Origin of the sequence: Luteimonas saliphila (genome assembly GCF_016774335.1) — a bacterium.
Classification (GTDB): domain Bacteria; phylum Pseudomonadota; class Gammaproteobacteria; order Xanthomonadales; family Xanthomonadaceae; genus Luteimonas; species Luteimonas saliphila.
The window spans coordinates 109,707-128,328 of record NZ_JAETWA010000041.1; the positions used below are offsets into that span (position 1 = coordinate 109,707).

Below are 18,622 nucleotides of genomic sequence, written 5' to 3' on the forward strand. Positions count from 1 at the left end.
GGCGTCGGCGACAGTCGCAAGACGGGCGTTGCAAGCCTCGCGTCGCCAATTCCACCCCGGCTCGCTATCGTGTGGATCTGTCATCGCGTGGAGTCGGTAATGCGGATCCTCGTCACCGGAGGGGGCGGTTTCCTCGGCCAGGCGCTGTGCCGCGGCCTGGTCGAACGCGGCCACGAGGTCGTCAGCTTCAACCGCGGCCACTACCCCGCGCTCGAGGCGATCGGCGTGCGCCAGATCCGCGGCGACCTCGCCTCACGCGATGCCGTGCTCGCCGCCGCGAGCGGTTTCGATGCGATCTTCCACAACGCCGCGAAAGCCGGTGCCTGGGGGAGCCGCGACAGTTACCACTCGGCCAACGTCACCGGCACCCGGAACGTGCTCGACGCCTGTCGCGCACACGGGATCGGCAAGCTGGTGTACACGTCCACGCCGAGCGTCACCCATCGCGCCACCCATCCGGTCGAAGGCGGCACCGCCGACACCGTGCCCTACGGCGAAGGCTTCAAGGCGCCGTACGCGGAAACCAAGACCATCGCCGAAAAAGCGGTGCTGGCAGCGAACGACAACGACCTGGCCACGGTCGCGCTGCGTCCGCGGCTGATCTGGGGCCCCGGCGACCAGCAGATCCTGCCGCGGCTGGTGGAACGCGCGAAAGCGGGGCGCCTGCGTTTCGTCGGCGGTGGCCACAACCTGATCGACACCACCTACATCGACAATGCCGCGCAGGCGCACTTCGACGCGTTCGAGCACCTCGCGCCGGGCGCGGCCTGCGCCGGGCGCGCGTACTTCATCAGCAATGGGGAACCGAAACCCACGCGCGAGATCGTCAATGCGCTGCTCGCCGCCGCCGGCGCGCCGCAGGTGCACGGGTCGATCCCGTTCGGCGTCGCCTACGCGATCGGCGCCGCATGCGAGGCGCTTTGGCCGCTGCTGCGGCTGCGGGGAGAACCGCCGATGACGCGGTTCCTTGCCGAGCAGTTGAGCACGACGCACTGGTACTCCATGGCGCCAGCCACGCGCGACTTCGGCTATGTGCCGCGGGTGACGATCGCCGAAGGGCTGCAACGCTTGCGGACATCCTTGCACCAGGGATGACCGGACCGCAGGTGCATCAGGTTTTTCGCGCGCGGCGCGCCTCCCCCGGGTGTCGCAAGCGGTATCCGGCCAGGCGCGGTACTCGATGGCGCCAGCCACGCGCGGCCTCGGCTGACTGCCGCGGGTTCCAATCGGGAGGAGCTGGCCAGGTTGCGGGACCTCGTACTTGCAGCCTGCCCACTGAGCGCGGGAACGCCCGGCAGGCGATTCCTGGCTCCCTGCGCGGGCCCACAGCGGAGAGAAGCCGACGCGGGATCTTGAAGGCCCTGCGAGCAACCAGCGCGTTGCGCGGACGGCGGCGATCGTCGTGCCGCTGCACGGGGCATTCCGGTGTGCGCGGTCTTTCACGACGACCTCACCCGGCGCTCACCCGGCCGCGACCGGGGCTCGCGTAGCGTTTGCCTGCACCCTCAAACCTATGGCCCCCGGCCGTCGCCACGGAGACCGCTTCCATGCTCAGATACGCCGTCATCTTCTTCGTCATCGCGCTCATCGCCGCCGTCCTCGGATTCAGTGGCGTCGCCGGCGCCGCCACCAACATCGCCTGGATCCTGTTCGTGGTATTCGTGATCCTGGCGATCGTTTCGCTGCTGCGCGGCAAGCGGGTATAGCCCGGCAGCCTCGCACGCGCGACGTCAAGAAGGCCCGCCGATCGGCGGGCCTTTCTCGTTGCATCGCCACGGCGGGCCTGCCGCTACAATGCCGCATGGCCTCGTCCCCGCCCTCACCTTTCGACGCGATCAAGCCCATCGCCGGGCGCGCGCTCGAAGTCGCCCTCGATCGCGCCCTCGCGCTCGACGCCGACTTGCGCGACGCGCTCGCCCGGCTCGACGGTCGCCGGATCGAGCTGACGCTGGAATCCCCGCCGCTCGCCCTGCAACTGCGGGTGGACGGCGATCGCCTTGCGGTCGGTCCGGTCGATGCCGCGGCCGAGCCCGATCTGGCGGTGCGCGCGACGATCGCCGGCGTACTGTCGCAGTTGCCGTTCCTGCGGCGCGACGACGCACCCGCCATCGGCAAGGTGCGCGTGTCCGGCGACGCGGAACTGGCGCGCCAGCTGCAGCGCCTGGCCGAGCGTTTCGATCCCGACTGGCAGCAACCGTTCGTCGCGGTCTTCGGCGAGGTCGTCGGCGTGCAGGTGGCCAGCGCCCTGGGTGGCGCGCTGAAGCAGGCACGCGCGCTTGGCCACAACCTCGCGCAGAGCGCCGCCGAGTACGTGACCGAGGAGTCGCGCGACGTGGTGGCGCGGGCCGAGATCGACGCCTTCCTCGACGATGTCGACGCGATGCGCGACGACGTCGACCGCCTCGCCGCACGCGTGGCCCGCATCGCCGGCCGGACCGGGGCGGCGGCTTGAACACCCTGCTGCGCGCCGCGCGCATCGGCCGCGTGCTGCTGCGCTATCGTCTCGACGACCTGCTCGACGACACCGCGGCCGAGCGCTGGCTGAAGCTGATGCGGCCGTTCGTGCCGCGCGCGTCCGCGACCATCGCCGCGCAATCGCGTGGCGCGCGCCTGCGCCTGGCGCTGCAGGAGCTGGGACCGATCTTCGTCAAGTTCGGGCAGATCCTCTCCACCCGCCGCGACCTGCTGCCGCTGGACATGGTCGACGAGCTGGCGCTGCTGCAGGACCAGGTCGCGCCGTTCGACGGCGACGCGGCGCGCGCGATCGTCGAGGACGAGCTGGACGCGCCGGTCGCCACGCTGTTCGCCTCGTTCGAAACGGTGCCGCTGGCCTCTGCCTCGATCGCGCAGGTGCATGCGGCCACCCTGCACCCGGTGGCCGAAGCGCCCGCTCGCGAGGTGGTGGTCAAGGTGCTGCGGCCCGGCATCGAGAAGCAGATCGCCGGCGACATCGCCCTGCTCGGCAGCCTCGCCGGCCTGGTCGACCGCACCCATCCCAATGCCGACAAGATCCGCCCGCGCGAGATCGTGGCCGAGATCGAGAACACCCTGGCCGCCGAACTCGACCTGCAGCGCGAGGGGGCGAACGCTTCGGTGCTGCGCCGCAACTGGCTCGACTCGCCCGACCTCTACGTGCCCGAGCCGATCTGGACCCATACCGCGCAGCGCGTGCTCACGCTCGAGCGCGTGCGCGGCATCAACAGCGACGACATCGTCGCGCTCGACGCCGCCGGCATCGACCGCAAGGCGCTCGCGGCCAAGGGCGTGCGCGTGTTCTACACCCAGGTGTTCCGCGACAACTTCTTCCACGCCGACGCCCACGCCGGCAACATCTGGGTCGATACCGACCCCGCGCGTCGCGCCAACCCGCGCTTCATCGCCCTGGACTTCGGGATCATGGGCCAGCTCTCCAGCGAGGACCAGTACTACCTCGCCGAGAACTTCATGGCGATCTTCAACCGCGACTACCGCCGCATCGCCGAACTGCACGTGCAGGCGGGCTGGATGCCGGCGACGATCCGCATCGACGAGCTGGAAGCCGCCGCGCGCGCGGTGTGCGAGCCGTACTTCACCCGTCCGTTGTCGGAGATTTCGCTTGGCGAGGTGCTCGGCAAGCTGTTCCGCACCGCGCAGCGCTACGAGCTGACCCTGCAGCCACAGCTGATCCTGCTGCAGAAGACCCTGCTGACCATCGAGGGCATCGGCCGCCTGCTCGACCCGAAGATCGACATCTGGGCGGTGGCGCGGCCGGTGCTCGAACGCATCCTGGTCGAACGCTACAGCCCGCAGAAGCTCGCCTCCGAATTCCGCAAGCGGCTGCCGGAGATCGTGACCCGCGCGCCCGAGGTGCCGCGGCTGCTGCATGCCTGGCTGCAGCAGCAGGTCGAGGGCCGGCACGAACTGAAGATGCGTTCGCAGGACATCGTCGCGATCACCCGCACGCTCGAGGCGATGCAGCGGCGCGTGGTCGCGGCGATCCTGGGCGTTGGCCTGCTGATCACCGCTGCGGTGCTGTTCGCGCTCGAGGCCGGCGGCCCGGCGCTGCTGGGCGTACCGCTGTCGTCATGGGTGGCCGGCATCGGTGGCCTCTGGGCGATCCTCGCCGCCCTGCCGCGAAGATCGTAGGACCACCCTCCCGCACGAGACAACATCGCCGTAGGAGCGGCTTCAGCCGCGACGGGTGGCGGCGCACCTCCACACCCCGGGCCACCGCGTGGCGCGCGTCCGCGCACCCGCCCGGATGCCGGCGACCCGCATCGGTCGCCCGCCTCGCCTGCACCGCCCTGTACGCATCACCCCTTGCACCGACCGATCCGGTCCACCGATCCGGTCACATCCGGGCCTGGACCGCGTCATGGGATGGAACGCGGCCGGAAACTGGCATCATGCAAGGCCGGACCGCGCCGCTCGGCGGCATGCGGTACCGACGGAAGGGACACCGGACGGCATCGAACGCCGCGGCACATGGGGGACCGGGGACGTGACGCTTTTCCTGACAACCAGCCTGGGCTATCCCACGCTCGCCTACAGCATCCTGCTCGGCGGGCTGGCGCTGTTCTGGGTGGTGGCGGCGATCGGCATCGTCGGTGCCGACGCCATGGACCTGGACTTCGGCGATGGCGGCGAAGCCGGCGGCATGGTGTCCAGGCTGGGCCTCGACGGCCTGCCGTCGCTGCTGGTGCTGAGCGTGCTGGCGTTCTTCGCCTGGATCATCACCTATTTCGTCCACCTGCTGCTGCTCGCCCCGCTGCCCGACCTGCTGCGCTACGGCCTGGGGACCGGCGTGCTGCTGCTGGCGTCGGTGCCGGCGATCCTGCTCACCGCGTTCGTGCTGCGCCCGCTGCGGCGTTTCGTGCTGCGGCTGCGCCCGGCACCGCAGGCCTCGCTGGCGGGGCGCGTCGCGACCGTGCGCACCCCGAGCGTGGACGCGGGCCACGGCATGGCCGACCTCGACGATGGCGGCGCCGGCCTGGTCCTGCAGGTGCGCCACGCCGGCGGGGCGACGATCTCCCGCGGCGATCGCGTGGTCCTGATCGAACACGATGCGCAGACCAACACCTGGCGGGTGGTGGCCGAGCGCGACTACCGCAATCCGTAATCCGACAACGCAACCGGACACGATCCGACTGGAGCTGCACCGATGGAACTCGCACTGCTGGGCCCCTTCCTGATCGGCGCGATCGGCGTCGTCTTCCTGCTGGTCGTGGTGGCGATCATCTTCAAGTCCTTCTACAAGAAGGTCGACCAGGGCACGGCGCTCATCGTCAACGACATGAGCTCCGAGCCGAAGGTGCACTTCACCGGCGCGCTGATCATCCCGGTGCTGTACCGCGCCGAGCTGATGCGGATCAGCCTGATCACGCTGGAGGTCGACCGTCGCGGCAAGGAAGGGTTGATCTGCCGCGACAACATGCGCGCCGACATCGCCGTGGCCTTCTACCTGCGGGTCAACGAGACCCAGGCCGACGTGCTGCGCGTGGCCAAGGCGCTGGGCGCCGACCGCGCCTCGGACAAGCACGCCGTGAACGAGCTGTTCAACGCGAAGTTCTCCGAGGCGCTGAAGACGGTCGGCAAGAAGTTCGACTTCACGGACCTGTTCGAGAAGCGCCAGGAGTTCCGCGACGAGATCATCAAGGTCATCGGCAACGACCTCAACGGCTACGTGCTCGAGGACGTCGCGATCGACTACCTCGAGCAGACGCCGAAGTCGCTGCTCGATCCGAGCAACATCCTCGACGCCGAGGGCATCCGCAAGATCACCCAGCTGACCGCGTCGCAGAACGTGATCACCAACGAGCTGTCGCAGAACGAGCACCTGGCGATCACCAAGAAGAACGTCGAGACCCGCGAGGCGACGCTGGCGCTGGAACGCCAGCAGGCCGAGGCCGAGGCGCGGCAGCAGCGCGAGATCGAGACCATCCGCGCGCGCGAGACCGCCGAGACCCAGAAGGTGCAGGAAGAGCAGCGCCAGCTGGCCGAGGCCGCCCGCATCGAGGCCCAGCAACTGATCGACATCCGCGACCAGAACCGCATGCGCGAGGTGGAAGTCGCCGAGCAGAACAGGCAGCGCGCCGTCGCGATCGAGGCCGAGCGCGTGGCGCGCGCGCGTCAGCTCGAGCAGGTGACCACCGACCGTGAAGTGCAGCTGCAGGGCGTGGAGCGCGACAAGGTCGTCGAGCAGGGCAAGATGGACGTGGCGAACATCACCCGCGAGCGCATCGCGATCGACAAGACCGTGGCGCAGGAAGAGGAGCGCATCAAGGAGGTGCGCGAAGTCTCCGAGGCCGAACGCCTGAAGCAGATCGCGATCCTCGAGGCCGAGGCCAAGGCGCAGCAGGCGCTGCTGGAACAGGTCAAGCAGGCCGAAGCCGGCGAGACCGCGGCCCGGCACAGGGCGGTCGAGGTCACCACCCTGGCCCAGGCGGAACTGGAATCGGCCAGCCGCCAGGCCGAGGCCAAGAAGCTGCTGGCCGAGGGCGTGCGCGCCGAGCGCGCGGCGCCGGGCCTGGCGGATGCCCAGGTCAAGGAGGCCGGCGCGGTGGCGATCGAGAAGGTCGGTATCGCCGAGGCGCGTGTGGTCGATGCGATGGCCGACGCCAACCTCAAGCAGGGTGCCGCGGAAGCCAAGGTGCTGGCGGAGAAGCTCGGCGCGCAGGCGCAGGGCGAGGAGCAGATGGGCCGGGCCCGGGCGGCCGCTACCGAATCGATCGGCCTGGCGGAAGCGACCGTGGTCGGGAAGAAGCTGTTCGCCGAGGCCGAAGGCCTGACCCGGAAGTTCCAGGCCCTCGACGCGCTCAGCGACGACGCGCGCGGCCACGAGGAATACCGCATGGCGCTCGACACCAGCCTCAAGCAGGCGCTGGCGTCGATCGAGGCCGGCAAGGAGATCTCCAAGGAGAACGCCGAAATCATCGCCACCGCGCTGCGCAACGCCGACATCGACATGGTCGGCGGCGACGGCGGCATGTTCGACAGCCTGGTACGGGCGATCTCGCTGGGCAAGTCGATCGAGGGCCTCGCCGACAAGAGCCCGGTGGTGCAGGAGCTGATGCAGAAGTACCTCGGGATCGACCGTGGCAAGGCGAAGGCGGATGGTGGCGCACCGGCCACGGCCGGATGACGGCATCGCCGCACTCGCGGGTGATGACTGGCGTGGCGTCGCGCGTCGCGGAAGGCCCGTGGCCGGGCGCGCGACGCCGCCGCGATCGCGTCGCGGAGCAACGCAAGGCGCACGAACACAGGCAGGATGAAGACCGGTGATGACGGATCCCACGCAGGCCGACGAGGCCACGACCGGCGCCGGCACCGCAACCGCGACGACCGCGGCCGACGAGGCGGTCGCGCGCGGTGGTGCGTACGAAGTACTGCGTCGCCGCCTGGTCGAGCAGGGCGCACGTCTGCGCGGGATCGCCGACGGCCTGAACGCGAGGCGCCTGCAGGAATTCGGCGACAGCCGCATGGAGGTGGCCGGCCGCTTCCGCGTCCGCACCGAGAACAACTGCGTCGGCCGCGACATCGTCCAGATCGGCGACGACCTGCTGCTGTTCGGCTACAACGTCTACATCGGGCTGAAGACGACCACCCGAATCGAGGATGTGTTCGGCCTGTACCGGCTGGTCGAGAGCGGCGAGGGCTTCGACGTCGCCCCCGTCGACCACGCCGGCAGCTTCCTCGCCGACCCCGGGTTCGTCCGCGACTTCACCGAGCTCTACGCCTACTACAAGCACGCGCGCCTGCTGCAGCTGATCAAGCGCGATGGCAAGCTGCTGGCCGCGTTCCAGATCGGCGAGCGCAGCGACGACGTGCGCGTGTTCCGCTGGGCGATCTCCAACACCGGGGAACTGACCTGGATCGATTCGCGCGGCGAACGCGATATCAGCCTGCCGCCGCCGTTCGACTTCGAATGGACCCGCGCCACCCGCGACCTGATGGTGTCCGGTCGCTTCCCGCACCTGAACATCCTCGACACCGTGTTCGTCGAGACCACCGGCGGCGACCTGACGATCAAGGTCGAGAACAACACCGAGATCGGGCGCGGCGTGTTCAGCGAGCCGGTCGAAGACAGCACCCAGTCGCTCGACGACGCGGCGATCGATTTCGCCCGGGTCGGCAGCCTGCTGCTGCTCAAGATCCTGCCGTACCGCGAAAGCGCCTGGCGCGGGTTGATCTACAACACGCTCACCGGCACCGTCGTGCGCAACGACGCCATCGTCCAGGCCTGCGTGCAGCTGCCCGAGGACCACGGGATCATCTTCCCCGGCGGCTACTACCTGCAGAACGGCGAGCACAAGGCCTTCGACGCCGCGATGCAGGGCATGCGCTACAAGCGCGCGATCCGCTCGCCCAACGGCGAGGACGTGATGTACGTGTTCTACGAGCGCGAGGCCGGGCGCTCGGCGCTGTTCGTCTACAACACCATCCGCCGCGAACTGCAGAACCCGATGTTCGGCCACGGCTACGCGTTCCTGCGCAACGGCGGCATGGTGCTGTTCCACGCCGAGGGCGATGCGCCGACCCGGATCCATCCGATGCAGGTGTGGCGGACGCCGTTCTTCAGCGAGGAGTTCGCGGCGCAGCGCCCGGCCGGCACCAGCTTCATGGGGCGGATCGGCAACGCCGCTCTGGTGCGTGGCATCTCCGACCTGTTCGAGCTCAGCCGCGAGATCGACAACCCGCAGGTCTCGCCGCAGCGCTACCAGTTGCTGGTGCACGGCACCCGGCGCCTGTTCGACGCGCACCACTGGATCGACGACGCGCACTGCGATGGCGTGGCCGGACTGCTGCACGAGATCAGCGCCACCGGCGAATCGGTGCTCGACGAGTACGAGAAAGTGGAGGGCATCCGCCGCCAGTCCGCGGCGGCCATGGCGGAGGCGGTGTCCGCGCACAAGGCGCTGCTCTCGCGCCTGCAGCCGGAGAACTGGAACAAGATCGACGAGTTCACCGCGGCGCTGGGCGAGATCGCGCGCCAGCGTGGCCACCTGCTCACGCTGCGGGAGTACCGTTATGTCGATGACGCCGCCATCGATGCGATGGGCGAGGCGCTGGAACGCGAGCGCGACCGGATCGGGGCGGCCACCGGCGAGTTCCTCGGCGGCGACAAGGCGCTGGCGCCGTTCAACGAACGCCTGCAGGCGCTCGACTCGACCGTGCAGCAGGCGCAGACCGCGAAACTGCTGTCCGAGCAGATCCAGGCCATGCAGGCGATGTCCGCGGAGCTGGACCTGCTCTCGGAGCTGATGGCCGGCCTCAGGGTCGACGATGCCAATCAGCGCACGCGCGTGGTCGAGGCGATCTCGGCGGTCTACGCCAGGCTCAACCAGGCCCGGGCGCGCGCCGAGCAGAAGCGGCGCACCCTGGGATCGGCCGAGGCCGTCGCCCAGTTCGGTGCGCAGTTCTCGCTGTTCTCGCAGTCCATCGCCAGCGCGCTGGGGCTGGCCACGGACCCCGAGCGTGCCGACGAACAGCTCTCGCGCCTTCTGGTGCAGCTGGAAGAACTGGAAGGACAGTTCGGCGAGCACGAGCAGTTCCTCGGCGACATCATCGCCAAGCGCGAAGAACTGCTGGAGGCGTTCGAGGCCCGCAAGCAGGCACTGCTCGACGAACGCCAGCGCAGGGCCCAGGCGGTGCACGACGCCGCGACGCGGATCCTCGACGGACTCGGCCGCCGCACCGAGCGATTCGTCACGCTCGACGAGCTCAACGCCTTCTTCGCCGGCGATCCGCTGATCCTGAAGTTGCGTGAGCTGGCCGGGCGGCTGCGGCAGCATCGCGACAGCGTCAAGGCCGACGACGTCGAGTCCCGGCTCAAGGGCGTGCGCGACCAGGCGGTGCGCGCTCTGCGCGACCGCAGCGACCTGTTCGAGGACGGTGGCCACGTCATCCGGCTCGGCCCGCGCCACCGTTTCAGCGTCAACACCCAGCCGCTGGACCTGACCCTGCTGCCGCGCGGCGACGCGATGGCGCTGCACCTGACCGGCACCGACTACTACGAGGCGCTGCAAGACCCCGCACTCGATGGGGTGCGCGACTGGTGGCAGGTTTCGCTCGATTCCGAGTCGCCTGCGCTGTATCGCGCCGAATACCTGGCCGGACTGATCCTCGACGCTGCGGTGCACGGGCGCGAAGGCCTCGAGCTGGCGGCGCTGGAGCACGCGCTGGCCGATCCGGCCGCGCTCGACGGGCTGGTCCGTGATTTCGCCGCGCCGCGCTATCGCGAGGGCTACGAGAAGGGAATCCACGACCACGACGCCGCCGCGCTGTTGCGGGCGCTGGTGCCGTTGTACACCGGCGCCGGCACCCTGGTGCACCCGCCGGCCGCGCGCGCGCTGGCGCTGCTGTTCTGGCATCGGCACCACGGGCGCGAAGACGTGCGCGAGTGGCCCGGGCGCACCGCCGGGGCGGAGGCCGTGCGCAGGCTCTTCGGCACGCGCGATGGCCTGGACGCGTTGCGCGACGAGATCGCCAAGGCGCTGGATGCGTTCGTCGGGGAATCGGGGCTGCCGTTGGCCGGCGTATCGGCGGCCAGCGGCGCCGATTACCTGCTGGCGGAACTGCGCGAGGGCGACCCGACGTTCGGCTTCAGCCACTACGCGCGCGAGTTGCTGGCGGCGCTGGACGGGCAGTTGCATGCAGCGGGCATGGCGGAGGGCTTCGAGCGGTCGCTGCGGCAACAGGCTGGACGCCCGGCCGCGCAGTGGGCCCTGGTCGCGCAGTGGTTGCAGGCGATGGTGCGCGATCCAGCGCTGGCCGCGCTGTCGGGCTACGTGCCGGAGGCGATCGCATTGCGGCTGGCCGGTCACGACCTGCGCCACCGCATCCTCGACTCGACCCTGGTGGCGACGGTGGAGGGGCTGCTCGGCGAGCATCCGCGTATCCAGCACGGCAGGCAGGCCCTGTCGATCGACGATTTCCTCGCCCGCTGGCACGCGCACCGCGGCGGCTTCGTGCCCGGCTTCGAACGCTACCAGGCCGTGCGCCACGCGATCGCCACGCGCGAACGCGAGTCGCTGCGGCTGTCCGAATTCAGGGCGAAGCCCCTGAGCTCCTTCGTGCGCAACCGGCTGATCAACGAGGTCTACCTGCCGGTGATCGGCGACAACCTCGCCAAGCAGATGGGCACGGTCGGCGAGGACAAGCGCAGCGACCTGATGGGCCTGCTGATGATGATCTCGCCGCCCGGCTACGGAAAGACGACGCTGATGGAATACGTCGCCAGCCGGCTCGGCCTGGTTTTCATGAAGATCAACGGCCCCGCACTCGGCCACGCCGTGCGTTCGCTCGACCCGGCGCAGGCGCCCGACGCCACCTCGCGCCAGGAGCTGGAGAAGCTCAACCTGGCGCTGGAGATGGGCAACAACACCATGCTGTATGTCGACGACATCCAGCACACCCATCCCGAATTCCTGCAGAAGTTCATCTCGCTGTGCGATGGCACGCGTCGCATCGAAGGCGTGTGGAAGGGGCGGACCAAGACCTACGACATGCGCGGGAAAAAGTTCTGCGTGGTCATGGCCGGCAATCCGTACACCGAGTCCGGAGAGGTGTTCAAGATCCCGGACATGCTCGCCAACCGCGCCGACATCTACAACCTCGGCGACGTGCTCGGCGGCATGGAGGATGCGTTCAAGCTCAGCTACATCGAGAACAGCCTGACCTCGAACCAGGTGCTGGCGCCGCTGGCCACGCGTGACATGGGCGATCTTTACCTGCTGGTCGACAAGGCGATTGGCAAGGAGGTCTCGACCAACGCCCTCGGCCATGCCTACAGCGGCGCCGAGATCAACGAGATCGTCGCCACCTTGCAGCGGCTGATGCAGGTGCGTGACGTCGTCTACCGCGTCAACCAGCAGTACATCGCCAGCGCGGCGCAGGCGGACCGGTACCGCAGCGAGCCGCCGTTCCGGCTGCAGGGCAGCTACCGCAACATGAACAAGCTGGCGGAGAAGGTCTCACCGGTGATGAACGCCGCCGAGCTGCAGCAGCTGATCGCCGACCACTACGTCGGCGAGGCGCAGCTGCTGACCACCGGCGCCGAGGAGAACCTGCTCAAGCTGGCGGAACTGCGCGGCACCCTGGAAGAGGCGCAGGCGGCGCGCTGGGCGGCGATCAAGCGCGACTTCCTGCGCAACAAGGCGATGGGCGGCGAGGATGCCGACATCGGCGCGCGCGTGGTGGCGCAGCTGGCCGACATCGCCGAGGGGCTGTCGTCGCTGCGCGATGCGCCGGGCAATGCGCCGGCGCAGACCGCCCCGGAGGTGCCGTGGGAGCAGTTGCTGGCATCGCTGCGCGAAGGCATCGCAGTCCGCCGCGCCGAAGAGGGCGGCGCCGAAGCGGGCCAATGGCTGCAGGCACTGCCCGAGGCCATGCGCGGCGCGTTCGAACCGGTGCTGGTCCATCTCTCGCAGGGGCAGGAACGCCAGGCGCAGCTCAACTCGGCGTTGGTGCAGATCCTGGACCTGCTGCGCGCGAAGCTGGGCGAAGTACCGGCGTCGGCGCCGGCCGCGGGCAGGCGTCCGCGCGCGAAGAGCGCCCAGGAGATCGAACTGGAGGAGCTGCTGCGGCAGCTGCGTTTCCGCGCCGACGGGAAGCCTGGCGCGTCGTGAACACAGGCGTCCCGCCGGTCGACCTCGACGACGCGCTGGCCGTGGTCGGCTACGGCGCGGACGCGCTGGACCAGGCACTGGAAGCACGCCTGGCCGATGCGCTCGACCATGCGCCCGCCGCTGCGCTGGTGACACGCCTGGAAGAACTGCGACGCGCGATGCTCGCGGACGATCCGCGCGCGTCGCGTCGCGGCATCGGCCTGCTCGGACGCCTGCTGGGGCGCGACGTGCATGCCGAAACGGAAGCTGCGCACCTGCGCGACCGCCTCGGCGTGCTGCTCGCGCAGGCCGACCGCGAGGCGGGCGCGCTCCGCGACCGCAGCGTCGCGCAGCACGCCCTGCAGGCCGAGGTCGGTGAGGCGGTCGCCCGCATCGGCGCCCGCATCGCCAGCGCACGCACGTGGCTCGACGCGCATCCGGACGCCGGCGCGACGCAGGGCATCGTGGCCTCGACGCGGCAGCGCCTGCAGCAACGCCTGCAGCAGCTGGACACGGTGCAGGCGTCCTGGTCGATCGGCGCCGACCAGCTCGCCCTGTTGCGCGACCAGACCCTCGACCTGTTGGCGCGCTACCAGCGCATCCGCGACGTGCTGCTGCCCGCCTGGCGCCAGCACGCGCTGGGCGACGCCGCCCGCGCCGGCGGCCGCCGCGCGATCGCGGCAGCCGATGTCCAGGCCGCCATCGAATCCGAAGTCGCGGCGATGGCCGGTACACTCGATCCCCGACCCGCACCACCGCAAGCACGGGAGTAAACGCATGAACCAGGACCCCTCCGCCGGCAGTGCCCTAGTGCCCGCTTCCGCCGTGCTCGACGAATCCACGCTCAAGGGCCTGGGCCTGGTGGAAGCCGATCGTGGCGCGATCGCCGAGATCGGCAAGTCGCTGCAGGACATCACCCCGGGCAACCTGCACGTGTTCGGCCGCGATGCCGCCAGCAAGACCTCGGCGTTCTCCAGCCAGTTGCTCGACCAGGTGCGCAACCGCGACCTCGACGCGGCTGGCGACAAGCTCGGCGAAGTGGTGCGGATCGCGCGTTCGCTCAACCTCGACAGCTTCGCCGGCAAGTCGAAGCTGCCGGTGATCGGCGGCCTGATCGACCGGTTGCGCGTGTCCAAGGGCGAGCTGGTGCAGAAGTTCAGCGACACCAACCGGCAGATCGAACAGCTGCTGCAGGATGTCGCCCGCCAGCAGGGCACGCAGGGCCAGCGCGTGGGCGAGTTCGACCGCATGTACGACATCGTCCTCGACGAACGCCGCGCGCTCGGCCTGCACGTCGCCGCCGGCAAGTTGCGGCTGGCTGAACTGGTGGAAGAGCAGCAGAAGCTCGCCGGCCTGGAGGATCCCGATTCGCGCACCCGTCGCGCCGAGATCGAGAACGCGATCCGCCTGCTCGACAAGCGCGTCGGCGACCTGGCGGTGATGCAGCATGCGGCCGACCAGTCGCTGCCGATGATCCGCATCATCCAAGCCAACGCGATCCAGCTGATCGAGAAGTTCAACGCGGTGCGCAACATCACGATCCCGTCGTGGAAGCGCCAGTTCGCGATCCAGCTCTCGCTCGACGAACAGAAGAACGCGGTGGAACTGTCGAACGCCATCGATGATGCCACCAACGAGATCATGCGCAAGAACGCGGACCTGATGCGGCAGACATCGGTCGAGACCGCCAAGGCCAACCAGCGCGCGGTGATCGACGTCGCGACCCTGCGGCACGTGCACGAGCAGCTGATCCAGACGGTCGAGGAAGTCCGCGACATCCACCGCGAGGGCATGCAGCAGCGCCGGCAGGCCGAGGTCGAGCTGGCGCAACTGCGCGAGGACGTGCAGAAGCGGCTGGCGGGTCCGGCGCAGACGGGCGTGTAGCGCCGATCCGACCGCATGGATCCCCGCTTGGCGCCGGCGGTGGCCCCGGGGTGCCGATGGCAGCCATCCCGGCAGTCGGTCCACGGGCCGACAGGGAACCAGACGATTTGGACCCGCAGCGTCCGGTGGAAGCGTGATGCCCACCGCATCGGAATGTTGCAATCTCGTTAATGCTTGAGCCGGAGGCCGTCGTGGCCTCCCGTCCCGGTCGGGGGGGCAGGGACGCCATACACGCTCAAGGACACAGCCCATGATGCTCGCAGGAGAGTGCAAGCCGCGTATTCCGACCACCGTTCTCGCCGCCGCAGTCCGGTCGGCCCTGGTTCTCGCCACCCTGGCCGCCGGCGGCACCGCCCTGGCCCAGACTCCGCCGCCGCCGGACGAGGGCGCCGCCGGCTCCGAAGCGACCACGCTCGACACCGTCTCGGTCCTGGGCTCGCGCAACAAGCCGCGCACGGTCTCGTCCTCGGCCGTGCCGATCGACATCATCGGCAGCGACGAATTCCGCAACCAGGGCGCGACCGACGCGCTCGACCAGTTGCGTGTCGTAGTGCCTTCGTTCAACGTCAGCACCATCCCGATCGACGACGCCGCGAGCCTGGTGCGCCCGGCGAACCTGCGCGGCCTGCCGCCGGACAATACCCTGGTGCTGGTCAACGGCAAGCGCTTCCACCGCTCGGCGGTGATCACCTTCCTCGGCCATGGCCTCTCCGACGGCTCGCAGGGGCCTGACATCTCCGTCTTCCCCTCGTTGGCGCTGGAGCAGGTCGAGGTACTGCGCGACGGCGCGGCGGCGCAATACGGATCCGACGCGATCGCAGGCGTGCTCAACTTCAGCCTCAAGCGGCTCGACGAGGGCGGCGCGGTGGAAGCGTTCGCCGGCGAATACTACGAGGGCGACGGCTTCTCCCAGGTCTACAGCGCGCAGATCGGCCTGCCGCTGACGGCCAGCGGCTTCGCCACGCTCACCGCGGAATGGCGCCAGGCCGATCCCACCTCGCGCAGCGTGCAGCGCGACGACGCCGCCGAGGCGATCGCCGCGGGCTACCCGGACGTGCCGGTGCCGACGCAGATCTGGGGCTCGCCCGAGGTCAAGGAGGATGCGAAGTTCGTCGCCAACCTCGGGATCACCGGCGAGAGCGTCGAGGCCTACCTGTTCGGCAACTACGCGCAGCGCGAGATCGACGGCGGCTTCTACTACCGCAGTCCGACCGGCCGCTCCGGCGTCTACACCAACGACGGCGGGCAGACGCTGCTGGTGGGTTCGCCGAGCGGTGCGACCTGCCCGACCATCGCCCTGCGCGATCCCGACGGCAACCTCGTGCCGTACGCGGCCGTGAGCACGGCAGTGGCGGCGTTGCCGGGCGACTGCTTCTCGTTCCTGTCGCTGTTCCCGGGCGGCTTCACCCCGCGCTTCGGCGGCGAACTGGAGGACATGTCGGTGGTCGGCGGACTGCGCGGCATCTGGGGCGACGGCTGGTCGTGGGACGTCAGCGCCACCTACGGCAGGAACGAAATCGACTTCTACATGTACAACACGGTCAATGCATCACTGGGCCCGGCCCAGCCGGCGGGCTACTTCTTCCGCCCGGGCGGCAACACGCAGACCGAAACCGGCGTGAACTTCGACATCGGCAAGGACATCGCCACCGGCTTCACCAGCGAGCCGCTGCGGCTCGCCGCCGGACTGGAGTGGCGCGATGAAGAGTTCGAGACCCGCGCCGGCGATGCGGCTTCGACCGCCATCGGTCCGTTGACCGAGCAGGGCTTCGCGATCGGTTCCAACGGCTTCAACGGCTTCAGCCCGCGCACCGCCGGCACCTGGAGCCGCAGCAACTGGGCCGCCTACGTCGACCTCGAAGCGATGTTCACCGACCGCTTCCTGCTGGCCGCGGCGCTGCGCTACGAGGATTTCGACGATTTCGGCACCACCACCAACGGCAAGCTGACCGCGCGCTACGACGTCACCGACGCATTCGCCCTGCGCGCCGCCGCCAGCACGGGGTTCCGCGCGCCCACGCCCGGCCAGGCCAACGTCAGCCAGATCACCACCGCCTTCGTCGGCACCGAGCTGCGCGACGTCGCCACCCTGCCGCCGACCAACATCATCGCCCAGCTCAAGGGCGCGCAACCGCTGACGCCGGAGGAATCGACCAACCTCTCCCTGGGCCTGGTCTTCGACAGTGGGCCCTGGCTGTTCACCGCCGACGCCTACCGCATCCGGACCGAGGACCGGATTGCGCTGAGCCGCTATTTCGCCCTCACCGACGAGGAGCGCGAGCAACTGGTGGAATCGGGCGCACCCGAAGCCGCCTCGCTGAGCGAGGTGACCTACTTCGGCAACGCCTTCGACACCACCACCACCGGCCTGGACGTGGTGACCAGCTACCAGAGCGAACTGTTCGGCGCGGCCACGACCTTCTCCCTGGCCGCCAACTGGAACCGCACCGAAGTCGATCGCTACGACGCCGACTTCATCGACGAGGCGCGGGTGTACAAGATCGAGGAATCGCTGCCCACCACCAAGGGCTATTTCAGCGTGCTGCACCAGCGCGAGGTGTTCCACGCCAACCTGCGGCTGAGCTACTACGGCGCCTGGTTCGAGGACCACCTCGACAGCGGCGTGATCAGCGCCGAGGACGGCGGCCTGCCGATCGACGGGGACAGCGCGTTGATCGTCGACGCCGAGGTCGGCTGGAAGTTCGCCAACGGCGTGTACGTCAACGTCGGCGCGCAGAACCTGTTCGACGAAACGCCGGACGACAACCCCTGGGGCGGGATCGCCGGCGCGGCCTATCCCGTGCATTCGCCGTACGGTTTCAACGGCGGCTTCTACTACGCGCGCGTGGGCTGGAAGTTCTGAGCGGCGGCGGCAGCGGCGTCGCAGGCGCCGCGGCAATGCGCGGGTCGGGGTTCGCCCCTTCCCGCGGGTTGGGGGCGCCCATGGCGGCCGCGTCAGGCCGGCCTGGCGGCGTTCCCCCGACCCCACGCCAGCCACCAGCCCAGCCACACCTGCGGCGGCAGCAGCGCGACCGCTCCGATCGTGAGCCAGCGCGGGAAGTCGTCCCACATCGCGAGTGCGCCGTACAGGCCTGCGCCCAGGTAGATCGCGAACAACGCCCATGCGTGCGCGGTCTTCGCCACGGCCGCGGTCTTCACCATCAGCCAGGCGCCGGTAACGCCGGCCACGCAGACCCAGAGCAGGTCGGCCGCGAGTCGCAGCGTGCCGCCGGCGGGTAGTCCGGCGACGCCCGACAGCCAGCCGCCGGCCAGGTTCAGGGTCGGGATCGCGGCCAGCACGAGTGCGAACGCGAGCGCGCTGCGCAGGGCCACGATCGATCGCCGGGGCATGGGCATGGGATGACTCGGGGACTCGCGGGAGACGGCATCATGAACGCGGGCGCGGGACGACGCGAGCCCTGCGCGCGAACCGCCTGCGCATTGACGCGGCATGGACGAGTTCTTCGCGCTGCCTGCGCGGGCGGCGCGCTAGCGTGGCGGCTTCCATCCCCCGAACGGAGCCACCGCCATGACCCATCTCACCGGAAAGCGCGTCGCCATCCTCGCCGCCGACGGCTTCGAGCAGTCCGAACTGCTCGAACCGATGCGCGCGCTGAAGCAGCACGACGCGACCGTCGACGTCGTGTCGCCCAAAGACGGGACCGTGCAGGGATTCAAGCATTTCGACAAGGGCGAACAGGTCGATGTCGACGTGAAGCTGTCCGACGCCGAAGCCGGCAAGTACGACGCGCTTGTGATCCCGGGCGGATTGTTCAATCCCGATACGCTGCGCATCGATGAAAAGGCACTCGCCTTCACCCGTGCGTTCTTCGAGGCCGGCAAGCCGGTCGCCGCGATCTGCCACGGTCCCTGGGTGCTGGCCAATGCGGATGTGCTCGAGGGCCGTACCGTCACTTCGGTGCCCAATATCCGCCGGGATCTCGAGAATGCCGGCGCCAAATGGCAGGACGAGGAAGTGGTGGTGGACCAGGGCCTGATCACCAGCCGCACGCCCGACGACCTGCCCGCGTTCTGCGCCAAGCTGGTCGAGGAGATCCAGGAGGGCAGGCACCGGGGCCAGCAACGCTCGGTGGCCTGATCCCGCGCGACCGGCGGTCCCGGGAGGGCTGCCGGTCGCCATCCCGGCACCCCGG

Annotated in this window: 12 protein-coding genes; 11 read left to right on the forward strand and 1 reads right to left on the reverse strand. The window is 69.6% G+C overall.

Annotated elements, in window-relative coordinates:
• Positions 1–99 precede the first annotated feature (99 nt).
• The 10 genes from oleD to JMO03_RS12270 all read left to right on the forward strand — a co-directional run bounded on the left by oleD (position 100) and on the right by JMO03_RS12270 (position 17,331).
• On the forward strand, positions 100–1,095 hold the full coding sequence (gene oleD, locus JMO03_RS12225; protein ID WP_202843682.1) for a 2-alkyl-3-oxoalkanoate reductase: 996 nt from the start codon (positions 100–102) through the stop codon (positions 1,093–1,095).
• A gap of 452 nt (positions 1,096–1,547) precedes the next feature.
• Positions 1,548–1,706, forward strand: coding sequence for a DUF1328 domain-containing protein (locus tag JMO03_RS12230; RefSeq protein WP_149102795.1), 159 nt, complete (start codon positions 1,548–1,550; stop codon positions 1,704–1,706).
• 95 nt (positions 1,707–1,801) lie between these two features.
• Entirely contained in the window at positions 1,802–2,452 is a 651-nt protein-coding gene (locus tag JMO03_RS12235; protein ID WP_202843684.1) for a ubiquinone biosynthesis accessory factor UbiJ, read from the forward strand.
• The gene (ubiB, locus tag JMO03_RS12240) at positions 2,449–4,125 is read left to right on the forward strand and encodes a ubiquinone biosynthesis regulatory protein kinase UbiB (protein ID WP_202843688.1); all 1,677 of its coding nucleotides are present in this window, start codon (positions 2,449–2,451) and stop codon (positions 4,123–4,125) included. Before JMO03_RS12235 ends, ubiB begins: the two co-directional genes overlap by 4 nt.
• Positions 4,126–4,480: 355 nt before the next feature.
• Complete coding sequence (locus JMO03_RS12245) at positions 4,481–5,098, forward strand: hypothetical protein (protein ID WP_202843690.1); 618 nt, start codon at positions 4,481–4,483, stop codon at positions 5,096–5,098.
• 42 nt (positions 5,099–5,140) lie between these two features.
• Positions 5,141–7,120 carry a flotillin family protein gene (locus JMO03_RS12250; RefSeq protein WP_202843692.1) on the forward strand — a complete coding sequence of 660 codons (1,980 nt, stop codon included), beginning with the start codon at positions 5,141–5,143 and terminating at the stop codon, positions 7,118–7,120.
• Positions 7,121–7,259: 139 nt separating this feature from the next.
• Positions 7,260–12,605: a DNA repair ATPase gene (locus tag JMO03_RS12255; protein WP_202843693.1), complete on the forward strand. Its 5,346-nt coding sequence runs from the start codon at positions 7,260–7,262 to the stop codon at positions 12,603–12,605.
• Complete coding sequence (locus JMO03_RS12260) at positions 12,602–13,357, forward strand: hypothetical protein (protein ID WP_202843696.1); 756 nt, start codon at positions 12,602–12,604, stop codon at positions 13,355–13,357. Before JMO03_RS12255 ends, JMO03_RS12260 begins: the two co-directional genes overlap by 4 nt.
• 4 nt (positions 13,358–13,361) lie before the next feature.
• Positions 13,362–14,468, forward strand: a complete 1,107-nt coding sequence (locus tag JMO03_RS12265) for a toxic anion resistance protein (RefSeq protein WP_202843698.1) — start codon at positions 13,362–13,364, stop codon at positions 14,466–14,468.
• Positions 14,469–14,718: 250 nt separating this feature from the next.
• Entirely contained in the window at positions 14,719–17,331 is a 2,613-nt protein-coding gene (locus JMO03_RS12270) for a TonB-dependent receptor plug domain-containing protein (protein ID WP_238346128.1), read from the forward strand.
• A 92-nt stretch (positions 17,332–17,423) separates the two neighbouring features.
• Here the strand turns inward: JMO03_RS12270 and JMO03_RS12275 are convergent, their stop codons facing one another.
• The gene (locus tag JMO03_RS12275) at positions 17,424–17,819 is read right to left on the reverse strand and encodes a hypothetical protein (protein ID WP_202843700.1); all 396 of its coding nucleotides are present in this window, start codon (positions 17,817–17,819) and stop codon (positions 17,424–17,426) included.
• Between the two features lie 178 nt (positions 17,820–17,997).
• Here JMO03_RS12275 and JMO03_RS12280 point away from each other — a divergent pair, with 178 nt between their 5' ends.
• The gene (locus JMO03_RS12280) at positions 17,998–18,567 is read left to right on the forward strand and encodes a type 1 glutamine amidotransferase domain-containing protein (RefSeq protein WP_202843701.1); all 570 of its coding nucleotides are present in this window, start codon (positions 17,998–18,000) and stop codon (positions 18,565–18,567) included.
• Positions 18,568–18,622 lie beyond the last annotated feature (55 nt).

Coding starts and splice junctions, on each gene's coding strand:
- oleD (WP_202843682.1), top strand. CDS start 100: ATGCGGATCCTCGTCACCGGAGGGGGCGGTTTCCTCGGCCAGGCGCTG.
- JMO03_RS12230 (WP_149102795.1), top strand. CDS start 1,548: ATGCTCAGATACGCCGTCATCTTCTTCGTCATCGCGCTCATCGCCGCC.
- JMO03_RS12235 (WP_202843684.1), top strand. CDS start 1,802: ATGGCCTCGTCCCCGCCCTCACCTTTCGACGCGATCAAGCCCATCGCC.
- JMO03_RS12250 (WP_202843692.1), top strand. CDS start 5,141: ATGGAACTCGCACTGCTGGGCCCCTTCCTGATCGGCGCGATCGGCGTC.
- JMO03_RS12255 (WP_202843693.1), top strand. CDS start 7,260: ATGACGGATCCCACGCAGGCCGACGAGGCCACGACCGGCGCCGGCACC.
- JMO03_RS12265 (WP_202843698.1), top strand. CDS start 13,362: ATGAACCAGGACCCCTCCGCCGGCAGTGCCCTAGTGCCCGCTTCCGCC.
- JMO03_RS12270 (WP_238346128.1), top strand. CDS start 14,719: ATGATGCTCGCAGGAGAGTGCAAGCCGCGTATTCCGACCACCGTTCTC.
- JMO03_RS12275 (WP_202843700.1), bottom strand. CDS start 17,819: ATGCCCCGGCGATCGATCGTGGCCCTGCGCAGCGCGCTCGCGTTCGCA.
- JMO03_RS12280 (WP_202843701.1), top strand. CDS start 17,998: ATGACCCATCTCACCGGAAAGCGCGTCGCCATCCTCGCCGCCGACGGC.